General features: G+C 64.3%; 15 protein-coding genes. 10 read left to right on the top strand and 5 right to left on the bottom strand.

Going from position 1 to position 14,399, the window contains the following annotated elements:
• The first annotated feature begins 286 nt into the window (after positions 1-286).
• On the top strand, positions 287-940 hold the full coding sequence (locus tag ACVC7O_RS13705) for a transglycosylase SLT domain-containing protein (protein WP_458322676.1): 654 nt from the start codon (positions 287-289) through the stop codon (positions 938-940).
• Between the two features lie 61 nt (positions 941-1,001).
• Here ACVC7O_RS13705 and ACVC7O_RS13700 read toward each other — a convergent pair whose 3' ends face one another.
• From ACVC7O_RS13700 to pepN, 3 genes are read right to left on the bottom strand one after another with little or no spacing between them, the layout of a single operon-like run.
• Entirely contained in the window at positions 1,002-1,439 is a 438-nt protein-coding gene (locus tag ACVC7O_RS13700; RefSeq protein ID WP_458322675.1) for a hypothetical protein, read from the bottom strand.
• Positions 1,429-2,169: an SDR family oxidoreductase gene (locus ACVC7O_RS13695; RefSeq protein ID WP_458322674.1), complete on the bottom strand. Its 741-nt coding sequence runs from the start codon at positions 2,167-2,169 to the stop codon at positions 1,429-1,431. Before ACVC7O_RS13695 ends, ACVC7O_RS13700 begins: the two co-directional genes overlap by 11 nt.
• Before the next feature lie 3 nt (positions 2,170-2,172).
• Complete coding sequence (gene pepN / locus ACVC7O_RS13690; protein ID WP_458322673.1) at positions 2,173-4,722, bottom strand: aminopeptidase N; 2,550 nt, start codon at positions 4,720-4,722, stop codon at positions 2,173-2,175.
• A gap of 104 nt (positions 4,723-4,826) precedes the next feature.
• On the opposite strand from pepN, the gene ACVC7O_RS13685 reads away from it, so the two are divergent.
• From ACVC7O_RS13685 to ACVC7O_RS13665, 5 genes are all read left to right on the top strand, one after another.
• Entirely contained in the window at positions 4,827-5,015 is a 189-nt protein-coding gene (locus tag ACVC7O_RS13685; protein WP_458322672.1) for a hypothetical protein, read from the top strand.
• A gap of 5 nt (positions 5,016-5,020) precedes the next feature.
• Positions 5,021-5,170, top strand: coding sequence for a DUF2256 domain-containing protein (locus tag ACVC7O_RS13680; RefSeq protein WP_458322671.1), 150 nt, complete (start codon positions 5,021-5,023; stop codon positions 5,168-5,170).
• Between the two features lie 98 nt (positions 5,171-5,268).
• Positions 5,269-7,410 (top strand): malate synthase G, encoded by a 2,142-nt coding sequence (locus ACVC7O_RS13675; protein ID WP_458322670.1) that lies wholly within the window; start codon positions 5,269-5,271, stop codon positions 7,408-7,410.
• A gap of 82 nt (positions 7,411-7,492) precedes the next feature.
• On the top strand, positions 7,493-7,918 hold the full coding sequence (locus ACVC7O_RS13670; RefSeq protein WP_299670801.1) for a GlcG/HbpS family heme-binding protein: 426 nt from the start codon (positions 7,493-7,495) through the stop codon (positions 7,916-7,918).
• 99 nt (positions 7,919-8,017) lie between these two features.
• A complete protein-coding gene (locus ACVC7O_RS13665; protein ID WP_458322669.1) occupies positions 8,018-8,794 on the top strand; it encodes a gamma-glutamyl-gamma-aminobutyrate hydrolase family protein in 777 nt (258 codons plus the stop codon).
• Here the strand turns inward: ACVC7O_RS13665 and ACVC7O_RS13660 are convergent.
• Both ACVC7O_RS13660 and ACVC7O_RS13655 read right to left on the bottom strand, forming a co-directional pair.
• Complete coding sequence (locus ACVC7O_RS13660; protein ID WP_458322668.1) at positions 8,791-9,339, bottom strand: REP-associated tyrosine transposase; 549 nt, start codon at positions 9,337-9,339, stop codon at positions 8,791-8,793. The two genes, ACVC7O_RS13665 and ACVC7O_RS13660, sit on opposite strands and share 4 nt — an antisense overlap.
• A gap of 131 nt (positions 9,340-9,470) precedes the next feature.
• Positions 9,471-10,223, bottom strand: coding sequence for an SDR family NAD(P)-dependent oxidoreductase (locus ACVC7O_RS13655; RefSeq protein WP_458326095.1), 753 nt, complete (start codon positions 10,221-10,223; stop codon positions 9,471-9,473).
• Positions 10,224-10,341: 118 nt separating this feature from the next.
• Here ACVC7O_RS13655 and ACVC7O_RS13650 point away from each other — a divergent pair, with 118 nt between their 5' ends.
• The 4 genes from ACVC7O_RS13650 (at position 10,342) to ACVC7O_RS13635 (ending at position 14,379) form a co-directional block, all read left to right on the top strand.
• Positions 10,342-10,722 carry a VOC family protein gene (locus tag ACVC7O_RS13650; RefSeq protein WP_458322667.1) on the top strand — a complete coding sequence of 127 codons (381 nt, stop codon included), beginning with the start codon at positions 10,342-10,344 and terminating at the stop codon, positions 10,720-10,722.
• The gene (locus ACVC7O_RS13645; RefSeq protein ID WP_458322666.1) at positions 10,719-11,168 is read left to right on the top strand and encodes a methyltransferase family protein; all 450 of its coding nucleotides are present in this window, start codon (positions 10,719-10,721) and stop codon (positions 11,166-11,168) included. The genes ACVC7O_RS13650 and ACVC7O_RS13645 overlap by 4 nt, the downstream gene beginning before the upstream one ends.
• 126 nt (positions 11,169-11,294) lie before the next feature.
• Positions 11,295-12,869: a Re/Si-specific NAD(P)(+) transhydrogenase subunit alpha gene (locus ACVC7O_RS13640; protein WP_458322665.1), complete on the top strand. Its 1,575-nt coding sequence runs from the start codon at positions 11,295-11,297 to the stop codon at positions 12,867-12,869.
• Between the two features lie 13 nt (positions 12,870-12,882).
• Positions 12,883-14,379, top strand: a complete 1,497-nt coding sequence (locus ACVC7O_RS13635; RefSeq protein ID WP_458322664.1) for an NAD(P)(+) transhydrogenase (Re/Si-specific) subunit beta — start codon at positions 12,883-12,885, stop codon at positions 14,377-14,379.
• Positions 14,380-14,399 lie beyond the last annotated feature (20 nt).

Below are 14,399 nucleotides of genomic sequence, written 5' to 3'. Positions count from 1 at the left end.
CACACCGCCGGAGACGAGCCAAACCACGTTTGGCGTGACGAGACAGGAGCAACATTAACAGCCTTCAACTTGGTACGGTGGGCATGGTGGTCCCTCTTTAGGGCTGAAACATGGCATCCGCACGAAGATATCTCGTTGATTCCAGCGTGGGGCGGAGACAATCCGACGCAGTTGTTCATATTTTGGTAACGATGACGCGGCGGTTTCTCGTGGGGGTTGAGCCAAGGCGCGCCGGGACGCGCTGCGGTCGCTTGCGCAGGGGGCTGAGTCGGCGCATAGAGGCGGGATGACACTACGACAGACCCTGATCGCGGCGCTGGTTGGCCTAATGGCCACGCCGCTCGCCGCACAGCCCGCCGACCCCCGCGAACCGCTGCCCCGCATGCGCTGGAGCCACATGGAGAACCATACGCTGTGGAACGCTGCCGCCCTGCGGGCGCTGCAGACCCATGGCCGCCCGCTGGTCGAGATGGTGCCGGGCGATATTGCGGACTGGTGCCCCTACTACGCGCAGGCGGGCACAGCGGGGCGGGAGGCGTTCTGGGTCGGCTTCATGTCGGCGCTGGCCAAGCACGAGAGCACCTACAAGCCCTGGGCCGTGGGCGGTGGTGGCAAGTGGTATGGGCTGTTGCAAATCGCCCCGGCGACCGCGCGCGGATATGAGTGTCGCGCGGGCAGCGGCGAGGCGCTGAAGAACGGTGGCGATAATCTCAGCTGTGCAATCCGGATCATGGCGGTGACGGTGCCGCGCGACGGGGTGATCGCCGGACGCGACACGAAATGGCGCGGGGTGGCGGCGGATTGGGGGCCGATGCGCGTGCCCTCGAAACAGCGCGACATCGCCGCCTGGGTCAGCGCGCAGCCCTATTGCGCGGCCCCCCCGGAGCCGGTGCGGCCGCCGCGCAGCCGCCCGCGCCAGACCCATGGGGAGGACCGGTAGGGAACGCTTTGTCGGGCGCGCCTTGCGCAGTGTGCGGCAGAGGCCCAATTTGGTGCCACGGTCAGCCGATCAGCGAGAAGTGATGCCGTTCGGTGCGGATGCCCAAGCTCTGCAGCGCGGCCTCGAAGGCCTTGTGCGGCGGCGTGGCTTCGTACGGCAGGCGGATCTTGCGCCCGGAGCTCAGCACGGCGGTGGCGCGCACCGAGAAATCGAGCCGGGTGTCGAGGCGCATGTGATCGACCCCACCCCAGTGGAGGGTCGCTGTGCGCTTGCCGGTGAACCAGGTGATCTGCTGCGCGTCCATCTCGAGGCCGGCGGCGGGGTTGGCGTAGATCTCCCAGAGCGCGGGCAGGGTGAACAGCGCGACAATCCCCATCAGCCAGGGGGCGGCGTCGACGCGGACAATCGCAACGATGAGCAACACGTAGACCGCCAGCACCACGGTGAGCGTGGTCCAGCTGCGGCCCTGCCGATGATAGGTGAAGGGCTCAGCGGCCACCCGTCACATCCAGCGTCGAGCCGGTGACATAGCTGGCATCCGCGCTCAGCAGCCAGACGATGGGCCGCGCGACCTCTTCAGCGGAGCCCTTGCGTTGCATGGGCACCATATGCGCAAGGCGATCGGCGCGCCCGGGTTCGCCGCCTTTGGCGTGCAGCTCGGTCTCGATGAGCCCGGGGCGGATCGCCATCACGCGGATATTGTCTGCGGCAACTTCGTCGGACAAGCCTTTGGTAAAGCAGTCGATTGCCGCCTTGGAGGCGGCGTAGTCCACATATTGGTTGCCCGAGCCGAGGCGCGCGGCGGCGGAGGAGATGTTCACGATCACGCCACCGTCGCCCTGCGCCTGCATTCGCACCACCGCCTCCTTGGCGACCAGCATGGCACCGATCACATTGATGTCGAACATGCGGCGCAGGCGGGCGTGGTCCATGTCCGTGAGCTTCGCGGTCTGATCCACGACGCCCGCGTTGTTGATCAGCGCGTCGATACGGCCGAGCTCCGCGTCGATTTTGGCGAAAACTGCGGCGATAGCGGCGGGGTCGGCCACGTCGCCCTGGCAGAGGATCACCTTGGCGCCCGCGGCGCGGCAGTCCTCGGCCACGGCCTCGGCGCCTGCGGTGTCGGAGCGGTAGTTCAGCGCGAGGTCAAAGCCGTCTTTGGCGGCGATGCGCGCGCAGGCGGCACCGATCCCGGCAGAGCCGCCGGTGATGAGCAGAACGGGTTTCATGGGTCAGGTTCCTCGAATACGGGTGAGCATTTCGGTGGTGTCGCGCGAGAGGTCCGGCAAGGCGAGGATGCGGTCAAGCTCTGTCGCGATCTTCGCCTTGCGGGCGTCGTCATAGCGCGTCCACGTCTGGAAGACCGAGCACATGCGCGCGGTGGTCTGCGGGTTCACCGGATCGAGCTTGATGAGCCAGTCGGCGAGCAGGGTGTAGGCCGCGCCGCTCGCGTGATGGAAGCCCGCGTGATGCGTGGCCATCGCGCCCAGGACGGAGCGGAAGCGGTTGGGGTTCTTCCAGTTGAAATCCGCATGCGCGGTGAGCTTTTGCGCGGTGGTGGCGACCTCAGCGGGGTCCGCCTGCATGACCTGCAGCCCGAACCATTTGTCCATGACCAGCCGGTCGGAGGACCATTGCTGCTCGAAAGCCTGCAGGGCGGCGTCGCTCGCCTTCTGGCGCAGCAGCACCGCGAGCGCGGCCAGCTGTTGGGTCATATTGTCGGCGGCATCATATTGCGCCTGCGCCCGGTCGGGGCCTTCGATGCGGGCGAGCAGGGACAGGGCGGCATTGGCGAGGCTGCGGCGGCCCGACTGCTCGGCGGTGGGCGCGTAGGGTTCGGTGACCTGGTGGGTCTCGTAGAGGCCCGGCAACAGGTCGGCGAGCTGTGTGGCGAGAGCCTCGCGCATCGCCTCGGACGCGTCCCAGATCGCGGCGGGGTCCGGCGTCTCGCCGCGCGCATGCAATTCGCGCGCGAGGTCGGATTGCCCGGGCAGCCCCAGCATGAGGGCGCGGTAGGCCGGGTCGAGACTGTCATCTGCAAAGACCGCGCGCAGCCCATCGAGATATTTGGTGTCAGGCGCGGCCCCGTCGCGGATCATCGCCAGCAGGCTCGCACGGGCCAGTTCGCGCGCCGCTTCCCAGCGGTTGAAGGGGTCGGTGTCATGGGCGAGCAGGAAGGCGGTGTGCTCCTCGGGCAGCTCGCGTTTCAGCACGACCGGCGCGGAGAAGCCGCGCAGCACCGACGGGATGGGCCGTTCGGACAGCCCTTCGAATGTGAAGGACTGCGAGGCTTCGGTGAGCTCCAGCACCTGGCTTGCAACCACTTCCTCGCCGGACGGAGAGAGCAGGCCGGTGACGATCGGGATGACCTGCGGTTGCGGGTCGGGAGTGGTGGCGGAGGCTTTCAACTCCTGCGTGAAGGTCAGGATATAAGTGCCTGCGTACCAAGCATCTTTCACGGTAACGGTGGGGGTGCCGGCTTGGCTGTACCAGCGCTTGAACTGGCTGAGATCGCGCGCGGTGGCGTCCTCGAAGACCTTCAGCCAGTCCTCGATGGTGCAGGCCTGCCCGTCGTGCCGGTCGAAATAGAGGCTGAGCGCCTTGTCATAGCCTTGGGCGCCCACGAGACGGCGCAGCATCCCGATGACCTCGGCGCCTTTCTCATAGACCGTGGCGGTGTAGAAATTATTGATTTCCTGGAAGCTTTCGGGGCGGACGGGATGCGACAGCGGTCCCTGATCCTCGGGGAACTGGCGAGCGCGCAGGTCGATCACATCGGAGATCCGTTTCACCGAGGCCGAGCGCATGTCGGAGGTGAACTGGCTGTCACGGAAGACCGTCAGACCTTCCTTCAGGCAGAGCTGGAACCAGTCGCGGCAGGTGACGCGGTTGCCGGTCCAGTTGTGGAAATATTCATGCGCAATGATCGCCTCGATCCGCTCGAAATTGGTGTCGGTGGCGGTTTCCGGGCTGGCGAGCACAGCGGAGGAGTTGAAGACGTTCAGCCCCTTGTTCTCCATCGCGCCCATGTTGAAGTCATCGACGGCGACGATGTTGAAGACGTCGAGGTCGTATTCACGGCCATAGACGTCTTCATCCCATGTCATGGAATCCTTCAGCGCCTGCATGCCGAAGGCGCATTTGCCCTCGTCGCCGGGGCGGACGTAGAGGTTGAGATCTACGGCGCGGCCCGAGCGGGTGGTGAAGCTGTCGGAATGCGCGACCAGCTCGCCTGCCACCAGCGCGAAGAGATAGGCGGGCTTGGGCCAGGGGTCGTGCCATTCGGCGCGGCCCTCGGATCGGCTCACCGGGTTGCCGTTCGACAAAAGCACCGGATGCGGGCCGTTGATGGTGACCGAGAAGACGCTCATCACGTCGGGTCGGTCGGGGTAATAGGTGATCTTGCGGAACCCTTCGGCCTCGCATTGGGTGCAATACATGCCGTTTGACATATAGAGCCCTTCGAGCGCGGTGTTGTTGGCGGGGTCAATCTCGACCTCGGCCTCCCAGACGAAGGGCGTGTCGGGCACCGGGCAGGTGAGGCCCTCGTCGGTGAGGTCCGGTTGCACGGCGGTGCCATCGATGCGGGCGGAGATCAGGGTGAGGCTTTCGCCATGCAGGAAGATCTCGGCAGGGGCGTCCGGTTTCGGCTCGAAGGCGATCCGGCTCTTCACCCGGGTGGCGTGCGGATTCAGATCGAAGGTCAGCGCCACGGAGGTGACGTCAAAGCCGAAGGGTTTGTAATCCTTGAGATAAATCGTCTGGGGGGCCGCGTCGCGCATGGGTCACCTGCCTCATTCGTGGAACCGGGGAGAATGTGGCGACGTTAATTAGGTAACCGCGCGCTCGCAACCCGGCTTGCGCGCCCTAAATGAAAGGAATGATCATGTCAGCACCTGACACAAATATCGAACGTCAAACCCACCGCCACTGGCCGTCGATTGCCGGTATCTGCGCCGCACTGGCTCTGGGCGTGGTGATCGGGTTGGGTGTCGCTTACGTCACCGATCTGAACGGCCCGCAGGTCAGCGAGATCGAGCTGCAGGATGGTGCTGCCGTGATGTCGGACGGCTAAGGCGCATGCGCCGCAAGGGAGATTTGCCGCAAAAAACATGCGTGACCTGCGGGCGTCCGTTCACCTGGCGCAAGAAATGGGAAAAGGTCTGGGCAGAGGTGCGCTATTGCTCGGAACGGTGCCGTCGCACGCGTCAACGCGGCGGCACCGATTGATTGGTAAGATAACATTACCAACTTTGTTGCCTATCGGAAACTTTCCTCGTACACCTTCGCATACCAGCCCCAGAGGCGAGCAGCGAGGAGCGTGTGAGATGGCCGGATATCAACAGAAAAACGCGTTGCAGGTGGCCGACGCGCTGGTGGACTTTCTGGAGACGGCGGCGCTGCCCGGGACGGGGGTCGATCCGGCGGCCTTCTGGCAGGGCTTCTCCGATCTGGTGGCCGAGACGGCGCAGGAGAACCGCGATCTGCTGGCCAAGCGCGAGGATTTGCAGGGGCAGATCGACGCCTGGCATCTGGAGCGGCGAGGCCAGCCGCATGATCACGAGGCCTATTGCGCGTTTCTGCGCAAGATCGGCTATCTGGTCGAGGAAGGCGACGCCTTCGAGATTGATACGGCCAATGTGGATGACGAGATTGCCCGGGTACCGGGCCCGCAGCTGGTCGTGCCGATCACCAATGCGCGCTATGCCCTGAACGCGGCGAATGCGCGTTGGGGTAGCCTTTATGATGGGTTCTACGGCACCGATGCGATGGGCAGTGCACCACCGAAGGGCGGCTATGATCAGGGCCGCGGCGCACGGGTCGTGGCGCGGGCGCGGGTGTTCCTCGACGAGGCCTTCCCGGTAACGCGCACCAGCCATGCGGACGCTAAGCGCTATTACGTGCACAAAGGTGCGTTGCTTGTGGATGACCAATTCCTCGTCGAGCCGGAGAAATTCGTGGGCTACACCGGGCACCCCAAAGCGCCCGACAGCGTGATGCTGCGCAACAACGGGCTGCATGTGGAGCTGGTGTTCGACCGGACCCATGCGATCGGCAGCCGCGATCAGGCGGGGCTGGCGGATGTGCGGCTGGAGAGTGCGGTTTCGGCGATCATGGACTGCGAGGATTCGGTGGCCTGTGTGGATGCCGAGGATAAGGTTGTCGCCTATTCCAATTGGCTGGGGCTGATGAAGGGCGATCTGGAGGACACCTTCGAGAAGGGCGGCGAAGAGATCACCCGCGCGCTGAACCCCGACCGGGAGTTGATTGCGCCTGACGGCACCAAGCTAACGCTGAAGGGCCGGGCGCTGATGCTGGTGCGCAATGTGGGCCACCTGATGACAAATCCCGCGATCTTGGATGCCGAGGGCAATGAAGTCTTCGAGGGCATCATGGACGCGATGATCACCACGCTGATTGCGATGCATGATCTCCAGCGCGAGGGCGGCAATTCCCTGACCGGGTCGGTCTATGTGGTGAAGCCCAAGATGCACGGGCCCGCGGAGGTGGCGTTCGCCGACCGGACGTTCACCCGTGTTGAAGAGATCCTGGGTCTGCCGCAATACACCGTGAAGCTGGGCATCATGGACGAGGAGCGGCGGACCTCCGTGAACCTCAAGGAGTGCATCCGGGCGGCGAAATCCCGTGTGGCCTTTATCAATACCGGGTTCCTGGACCGCACGGGCGATGAGATCCATACCTCGATGGAAGCGGGGCCCTTCAGCCGCAAGGATTTCATCAAGCGCAAGGCCTGGATCGGGGCGTATGAGAACCAGAACGTGGATATCGGGCTGGAGTGCGGGTTGTCTGGCCGCGCGCAGATCGGCAAGGGCATGTGGGCCATGCCGGACCTGATGGCGGCGATGATCGAACAGAAGATCGAACATCCGAAATCGGGCGCCAATTGCGCTTGGGTGCCGAGCCCGACGGCGGCGACATTGCACGCGCTGCATTATCACAAGGTCGATGTCTTCGCGGTGCAGGAGAAGCTGAAAGCCAGCGGGCGGCGCGCCTATGTGGATACGGTGCTGAACATCCCGCTGGCAGAGTACCAGAAGTGGAGCGACGACCAGAAGACTCGCGAGGTGGAGAACAACGCGCAGGGCATTCTGGGCTATGTGGTGCGCTGGGTTGATCAGGGGGTCGGCTGTTCCAAGGTGCCGGACATGAGTGACGTGGGCCTGATGGAAGACCGCGCGACCTGCCGGATTTCGGCGCAGCATATCGCGAACTGGCTGCACCACGGGGTGGTGGATGCGCAGCAGGTGATGGCGGTGATGCGGAAGATGGCCGCCGTTGTGGACGGGCAGAACGCAGGCGATCCGCTCTATCAGCCGATGGCGCCTGGGTTCGACGGGATTGCCTTTCAGGCGGCCTGCGATCTTGTGTTTAAAGGTCGCGAGCAGCCGTCGGGCTATACCGAGCCGGTCCTGCACGCGCGGCGACTGGAGCTGAAGGCCAGCGCCTGAGCACAGTGATCCGGGGGCGGCCTACCCCCATCCTCGGGGTGATCCCGAGCGTAATTCCACCAACGACAAGCGAGGAGACGACATGACCATCAGTTTGAGACGCGCCCGGACGATCATCCGCAAGACCTTCGAGAAGGGTCGCGAGATGGAGCTGAAACCCCTGTCGGTGGTGGTGCTGGATGCGGGCGGCAATGTGCAGGCCTTCGAACGCGAAGATGGGGCCGCACCGGGGCGGTTCGAGATCGCCTTTGGCAAGGCATACGGCACGGTCATGCTGGGCATCCCCGGTTCGGCCCAGATGGCGCGTGCGGAAAGCCAGGCCTATTTCATGGGCTGTGTGAACGGTGCCTACGGCGGCAAGGTGATCCCCGTGCCGGGCGGCATTCTCATCCGGGACCGCAAAGGGGCGGTGGTCGGCGCCATCGGCGTGACCGGCGACACATCCGACAATGATGCCGCCGTGGGCAGCGCCGCCATCGAAGCGGTGGGGCTGGTTGCTGAAAGCTGAGGCAGTTCGCAATTGCGCACAGGTCTTTGCGCGGTCATGGACTGTTAACCCGGCCCGTGCGAGGATATGTTTCCCGAAAGCACACTGAAGGGAACTTTCATGGCACGGCCGGTTGTTGGCATCATCTGCAATCAATACCTGATCAATGACGAATACCCGGTGCATGCGGGCGGAAAGATGAATTCCGACGCAATCTCTGCGGTGGCGGATTGCGTGCCGATGATCATCCCGTCCGACCCGGACTATGTGTCGATCAACGATCTGCTCGAGACCTGCGACGGCTTCCTTCTGACCGGCGGGCGCCCGAATGTGCACCCCGAGGAATATGGCGAAGAGCCGACGGAGGCGCATGGCGATTTCGACCGCGCGCGGGATGCGATTGCGCTGCCGCTGGTGCGTGCCTGTGTTGAGCGCGGCCAGCCGTTCCTGGGCATCTGCCGCGGGTTTCAGGAGGTGAACGTGGCCATGGGCGGCTCGCTGTACCCGGAAATCCGCGACCTGCCGGGGCGGATGAACCACCGGATGCCGCCGGATGGGACGCTGCAGGAGAAGTTCGAGAACCGCCACAGGGTGTCCTTCACCGAAGGCGGGGTGTTTCACCGGCTGATGGGCGCGCAGGAGGTTGTGACCAACACGCTGCACGGGCAGGGCATCAAGATGGCGGCCCCGCGCGTGGTCGTGGACGGGGTAGCACCGGACGGCACGCCCGAGGCGATCTTCATCAAGGATGCGCCCGGTTTCACGCTCTCGGTCCAGTGGCATCCGGAGTATGAGGCGGCGAAGGACCCGGTGTCACAGCCGCTGTTCTCGGCCTTTGGCCGTGCGGCGCAGGCCTGGGCGAACGGGCGCAAGCTGACGCCCGCGCAGGTCGCCTAGACCTTTTCCGGGGAAACCGTCTTCAGTCCCATCTCGCTGAATTTGGGCGGTCTTGCAGGGTTGGCCTGCAGCTGTGCCGTGGCCAGATCGCGGTGCAGGGAGGTCCAGCTCCAATCCGTTGGCCGCTCGACCAGTCCGGCTTCGACCGGTGCGGTGTGGATCAACCGGCGGTGCAGCATGAGGTCATGGGCCGAGCGGATCCGGTGCTCCCAGAAGCGGCGCTGCCAGATGCCCTTTTCCCTGCGCGCGCGTTGCGTGTCGGTGCGGTCAGCGGGCGGGGGGAGAGCGCGCAAGAACCGCGCCTTCAGAAAGCTCCAGCGCGTGCTGAAGTCGGCGTCCTCTTCGGGTAGGGTCCACAAAGTATGGATCGCCGACGGCAAGACGACGATGTCATCGATGGTGAAAGGGTAGCGATTCACCGTCTCACGCATGGATCGCCGCAGCAGGTCGACCTGGTCGGTCAGCAGGGTGCTGCGCGGGTCGGCGAGGCGCGCGGTGAAAAAGAATGTGGCGCCGGGTGTTTTTGAACGGATCTGATGTCCCATGGCATGAGGCTAGCCACGGCATGGTTAAGGAAGGCTGAATCGCGGAGCGGGTGGCCTGAAAGCCCACCCAACCTGCCAACACAACGCGCAGGACAGGCAGGTGCGGTGGGCTTTCAGGCCACCGCCTCGTGCTACATCTGCCCGCCCGCGATCTCGATGGCCTGGCCGTTCACGCTCTCCGACCCGTCAGAGACCAGCCACAGCGCCGCCGCCGCCACCTCTTCGGGCGCGATCAGCCGGTTGTGCCGATTGGCCGAGACCATGATGTCCCGGGCCTTCTCCGCGCTGACCCCGGCGCGCTCGGAGATCGAGGCTGTGTTTCGCGTGACGATATCGGTATCAACATAAGCCGGGCAGAGCGCGTTGAAGGTGATCGGCTTGCCGAGGTAATCCTCGCTCAGCGCCCGGATGAGGCCGATCATCCCATGTTTCGACGCGGTGTAGCAGGCGGCGCCCTGCAGCCCCCGCAGACCGGCGATGGAGGACACGGCGATCACGCGGCCCCAGTCCGTCTGGCGCATGGACCCAAGCGCCTCGCGAATCGTCAGGAAGGCGCCATCGAGATTGGTCGCCATCATGTCGCGCCAGAACGTGAGATCGGTCTTGTGCAGCGCGCGCCCTTCGGCGATGCCTGCGTTGGCGACGCAGATCTGGATCGGGCCACGTGCGGCGACGGCCGCGGCCATCGTCTCGACCACCTGCGCCTCCTCCCGCACGTCCATCGCAAGCCCCATGATCCGGTCGCCCGCGACGGCGTCCAGAACTGCCTGCCGCCGCCCGGTGATCGTCACGACGCAGCCCCGATCTGCAAGCGCGCGCGCAATGGCGAGCCCGATACCGCTGCCGCCGCCTGTGACCAGCGCGTGTTTGCCCTCGAGCCCCATGTCCTGCCCTCCCATCTGCTGCCTCCGACCTTAGCGGTGGTTTGCCGCAGCACAAGGCGGGCGGGTTGTCGGCACAGACAGCAGGGCGTAGCCTTGCGCGCGTACGGAGGGCAAAAAGATGCAGCGGGTGCGCGGAATCGGAGGCGTTTTCTTTCGGGCCAGGGACCCCGAGACCCTGGCCGCTTGGTATGCACAGCACCTTGGCGTGACCGAGATGCCCAGGAGCTATGACGCGCCGGTCTGGACGCAGGCCGAGGGCCCGACCGTCTTTGCACCCTTCCAGCAGGACACCGCTTACTTCGGCGAGATGTCGCAACAGTGGATGCTGAACTTCCGCGTGGATGACCTCGACGCCATGGTCGCGCAGCTGGAAGGCGCCGGGATTCCGGTGGAGGTGGACCCGACTGAACAGACGAATGGCCGGTTCGCGCGGCTGCATGACCCGGAGGGCAACCCGATCGAGTTGTGGCAGCCGAAACGGATTGGTGATGCACCGTGAAATGGGTTGATCTGCCGCCCGTCTGGTTGGCGGGGTTTGCCGCCCTTGCCTGGGCGCAGGCGCAGTATCTATCCCTCGATCTCAGCCTCGCGCATCCGGTCACGCTGTTCCTCGCGGGGCTCTTGATCGGTGGAGGTGTTATCCTGGCGGGGCTCGCGGTGATGGAATTCCGCAAGCATCAGACGACCATCATTCCCCATGAAACCCCCAGCAACCTGATCCAATCGGGGATTTTCAAGCGCAGCCGCAACCCCATCTACCTCGCCGATGTGCTGATCCTGGTGGGGCTTTGCCTGTGGTGGGACGCGGTGCTGGGGCTTGCGCTGGTGCCGGTGCTGGTCTGGGTTCTGGAGCGGCGGTTCATCGTGCCGGAGGAGAACCGGATGCGGCGGGAATTCCGGGCAGATTATGCCAGATATGAGCAAAAAGTGCGCCGCTGGGTGTAGTTCCTTTGCATTTGTTGCGTGGCGTTTTGGGCGAGGGGATTGTACCTCTGGCGCCTGCACGGTAGTGGACAAGGCGAGTCTGTGCGCCATCTTGGGCAAAAAACGCATCGAACGGGGGAGTCTCAGTTGAAGATCGGAACACCAAAAGAGATTTTTGAGGGCGAAGCACGCGTTGCGATGACACCCGAGAGTGCCACGCAGCTGCAGAAGCTGGGTCATGAGTGCATCATCGAGACGGGTGCAGGTGCAAAAGCCGGATTTTCGGATGCCGATTACAAGGCCGCAGGCGTCGAGATCGCCAAGACGGCGGCGGCACTGTGGAAAGCCGCGGATGTGGTCGCCAAGGTGCGCGTGCCGGATGAGGCCGAGATGAAGCGGCTGCGCGCAGACCAGACGCTCATTTCCTTCTTCAGCCCGGTGGCGGATGAGGCCAAGATGCAGGCCGCGGCCAAGAAGGGCGCGACGGTCATCGCGATGGAGATGATCCCCCGGATTTCCCGCGCGCAGAAGATGGACGCGCTGTCGTCCATGGCGAATATCGCGGGCTACCGCGCGGTGATCGAAGCGGGCAACAACTTCGGGCGCTTCTTCACCGGGCAGATCACCGCTGCCGGCAAGGTGCCACCGGCGAAGGTTCTGGTCGTGGGTGCGGGGGTGGCCGGTCTGGCCGCGATTGGCACGTCCACGAGCCTCGGCGCGATCACCTATGCCTTTGACGTGCGGCCGGAAGTGGCCGAGCAGGTCGAGTCGATGGGCGCGGAATTCGTCTATCTCGACTTCGAGGAAGAGCAGCAGGATGGGTCGGCCTCGGGCGGCTATGCCTCTGTCTCCTCACCGGAATTCCGCGAGGCGCAGCTGGCGAAGTTCCGCGAGCTGGCGCCGGATATGGACATCGTGATCACCACCGCGCTGATCCCGAACCGCGAGGCGCCGGAGCTTTGGACCGAGGACATGGTGAAATCCATGAAGCCGGGGTCGGTGATCGTGGATCTGGCGGCGGAGAAGGGCGGCAACTGCAAGCTCACGGTCGCGGATGAGAAGATCGTGACCGACAATGGTGTCACGATCATCGGCTATACCGATTTCCCGAGCCGCATGGGCACACAGGCCTCGAGCCTCTATGCCACCAACATCCGCCATCTTATGACCGACCTGACACCCGAAAAAGACGGGGTGATCGTGCATGACATGGAAGATGACGTGATCCGGGGTGCGACGATTGCGCATGAGAAGGAGGTCACCTTCCCGCCGCCGCCGCCCAAGGTGGCCGCGATTGCAGCAGCGCCCAAGAAGGAGGCGCCCAAGGAGCTGACTGCCGAAGAGAAGCGCGCGCAGGAAGTGGCCGCGTTCAAGAAGCAGACGCAGACGCAGGTCGGGCTCCTGGCCATCGGCGGTGCGCTGGTGCTGGCGGTGGGGCTGGTGGCCCCGGCGAGCTTCATGCAGCACTTCATCGTCTTCGTGCTCTCGGTCTTCATCGGGTTCCAGGTGATCTGGGGCGTGGCGCACAGCCTGCACACGCCGCTGATGGCGGTCACGAATGCGATCTCGTCGATCATCATTCTGGGCGCGCTCATCCAGATCGGGTCGAGCTCATTGCTGATCACGCTGCTGGCCGCGCTGTCGGTCTTCATGGCGGCGATCAACATATTTGGCGGCTTCCTTGTGACACGGCGCATGCTCGCCATGTTCCAGAAATCGTAAGGGGTAGGGGACAATGGAATTCGGATTTACGATTGCGGCCTATGCGGTCGCGGCGGTTCTCTTCATCCTCAGCCTTGGCGGTCTGAGCGGGCAGGAAAGTGCGAAACGCGCGGTCTGGTACGGCATCGTCGGCATGGCGATTGCGGTGGTGGCGACGTTGATCGGGCCCGGTCAGGGCTTGGGCGTGGTGTCCATTGTGCTGATCGCCCTGGGCGCGGCAGTGGGCTATCAGCTCGCCACCAAGGTGCAGATGACGCAGATGCCCGAACTGGTGGCGATCATGCACTCGCTCGTGGGTCTCGCGGCGGTCTTCGTGGGCTTCAACGCCGATATCATGATCAACAACGTGGGCGATCTTTTTGTCGAGAATGGCGGTGTGCTGGGGGCCGTTGGGCCGGATGGCTATACCGCGGTGGGTCTGCCGAAGGAGATCTATGACGGGCTGTCGTCCTTTGGGCAGCTCATCGCCAAGAAGACCTCTGTTGAGATCAACATCCTGAAGGTCGAGCTGGTGCTGGGCATCTGGATCGGGGCGGTGACCTTCACCGGGTCGGTCATTGCCTATGGCAAGCTGGCGGGCAAGGTGGACACATCGGCCAAGAAACTGCCGGGCGGGCACCTGCTGAACGCGGGCGCCGCGGGCCTGTCGCTGCTCTTTGCGATCATGTATCTGGGTGGGTCCGGCAGCTGGACGCTGGTCCTGCTGACGCTGCTTGCGCTCTTTATCGGGTATCACCTGATCATGGGCATCGGCGGCGCGGATATGCCTGTGGTTGTCTCGATGCTGAACAGCTATTCTGGTTGGGCGGCAGCGGCAATCGGCTTCTCGCTCGGGAATGATCTCTTGATCGTTGTGGGGGCGCTGGTGGGCTCGTCCGGTGCGATCCTGAGCTACATCATGTGTAAGGCGATGAACCGGTCGTTTGTCTCGGTGATCCTGGGTGGCTTCGGCGGCCCGGCGGGCGAGCAGCAGGCCGTGGAAGGGGAACAGGTGGCCATCGAGGCGGACGGCGTTGCCACGGCGCTCAACGAGGCCGACAGCGTGATCATCATCCCGGGCTACGGCATGGCCGTGGCACAGGCGCAGGGCGCCGTTTCCGAGCTGGTGCGCAAGCTGCGTGCGGCGGGCAAGGAGGTGCGGTTCGCCATCCACCCTGTGGCGGGGCGTCTGCCGGGGCACATGAACGTGCTGCTGGCCGAGGCGAAGGTGCCCTATGACATCGTGCTGGAGATGGACGAGATCAACGAGGACTTCCCGGACACGGATGTGGCGATTGTCATTGGCTCCAACGACATCGTGAACCCGGCTGCACAGGATGATCCGAACTCACCCATTGCGGGGATGCCGGTGCTGGAGTGCTGGAAGGCCAAGCAGGTGTTCGTGTCGAAGCGCGGGCAGGGCACTGGGTATTCCGGCATCGAGAACCCTCTGTTCTTCAAGGACAACACGCGGATGTTCTACGGCGATGCGAAGGCCTCGCTCGATAAGCTTTTGCCGATGATCGACTGACGATCTCGTGGGGTTATCGG

The sequence above is a fragment of the Roseobacter cerffii genome, from assembly GCF_054226325.1.
The sequence above is the reverse complement of the archived record's forward strand: the minus strand, read 5'-3'. Positions and strand labels throughout refer to the sequence as shown.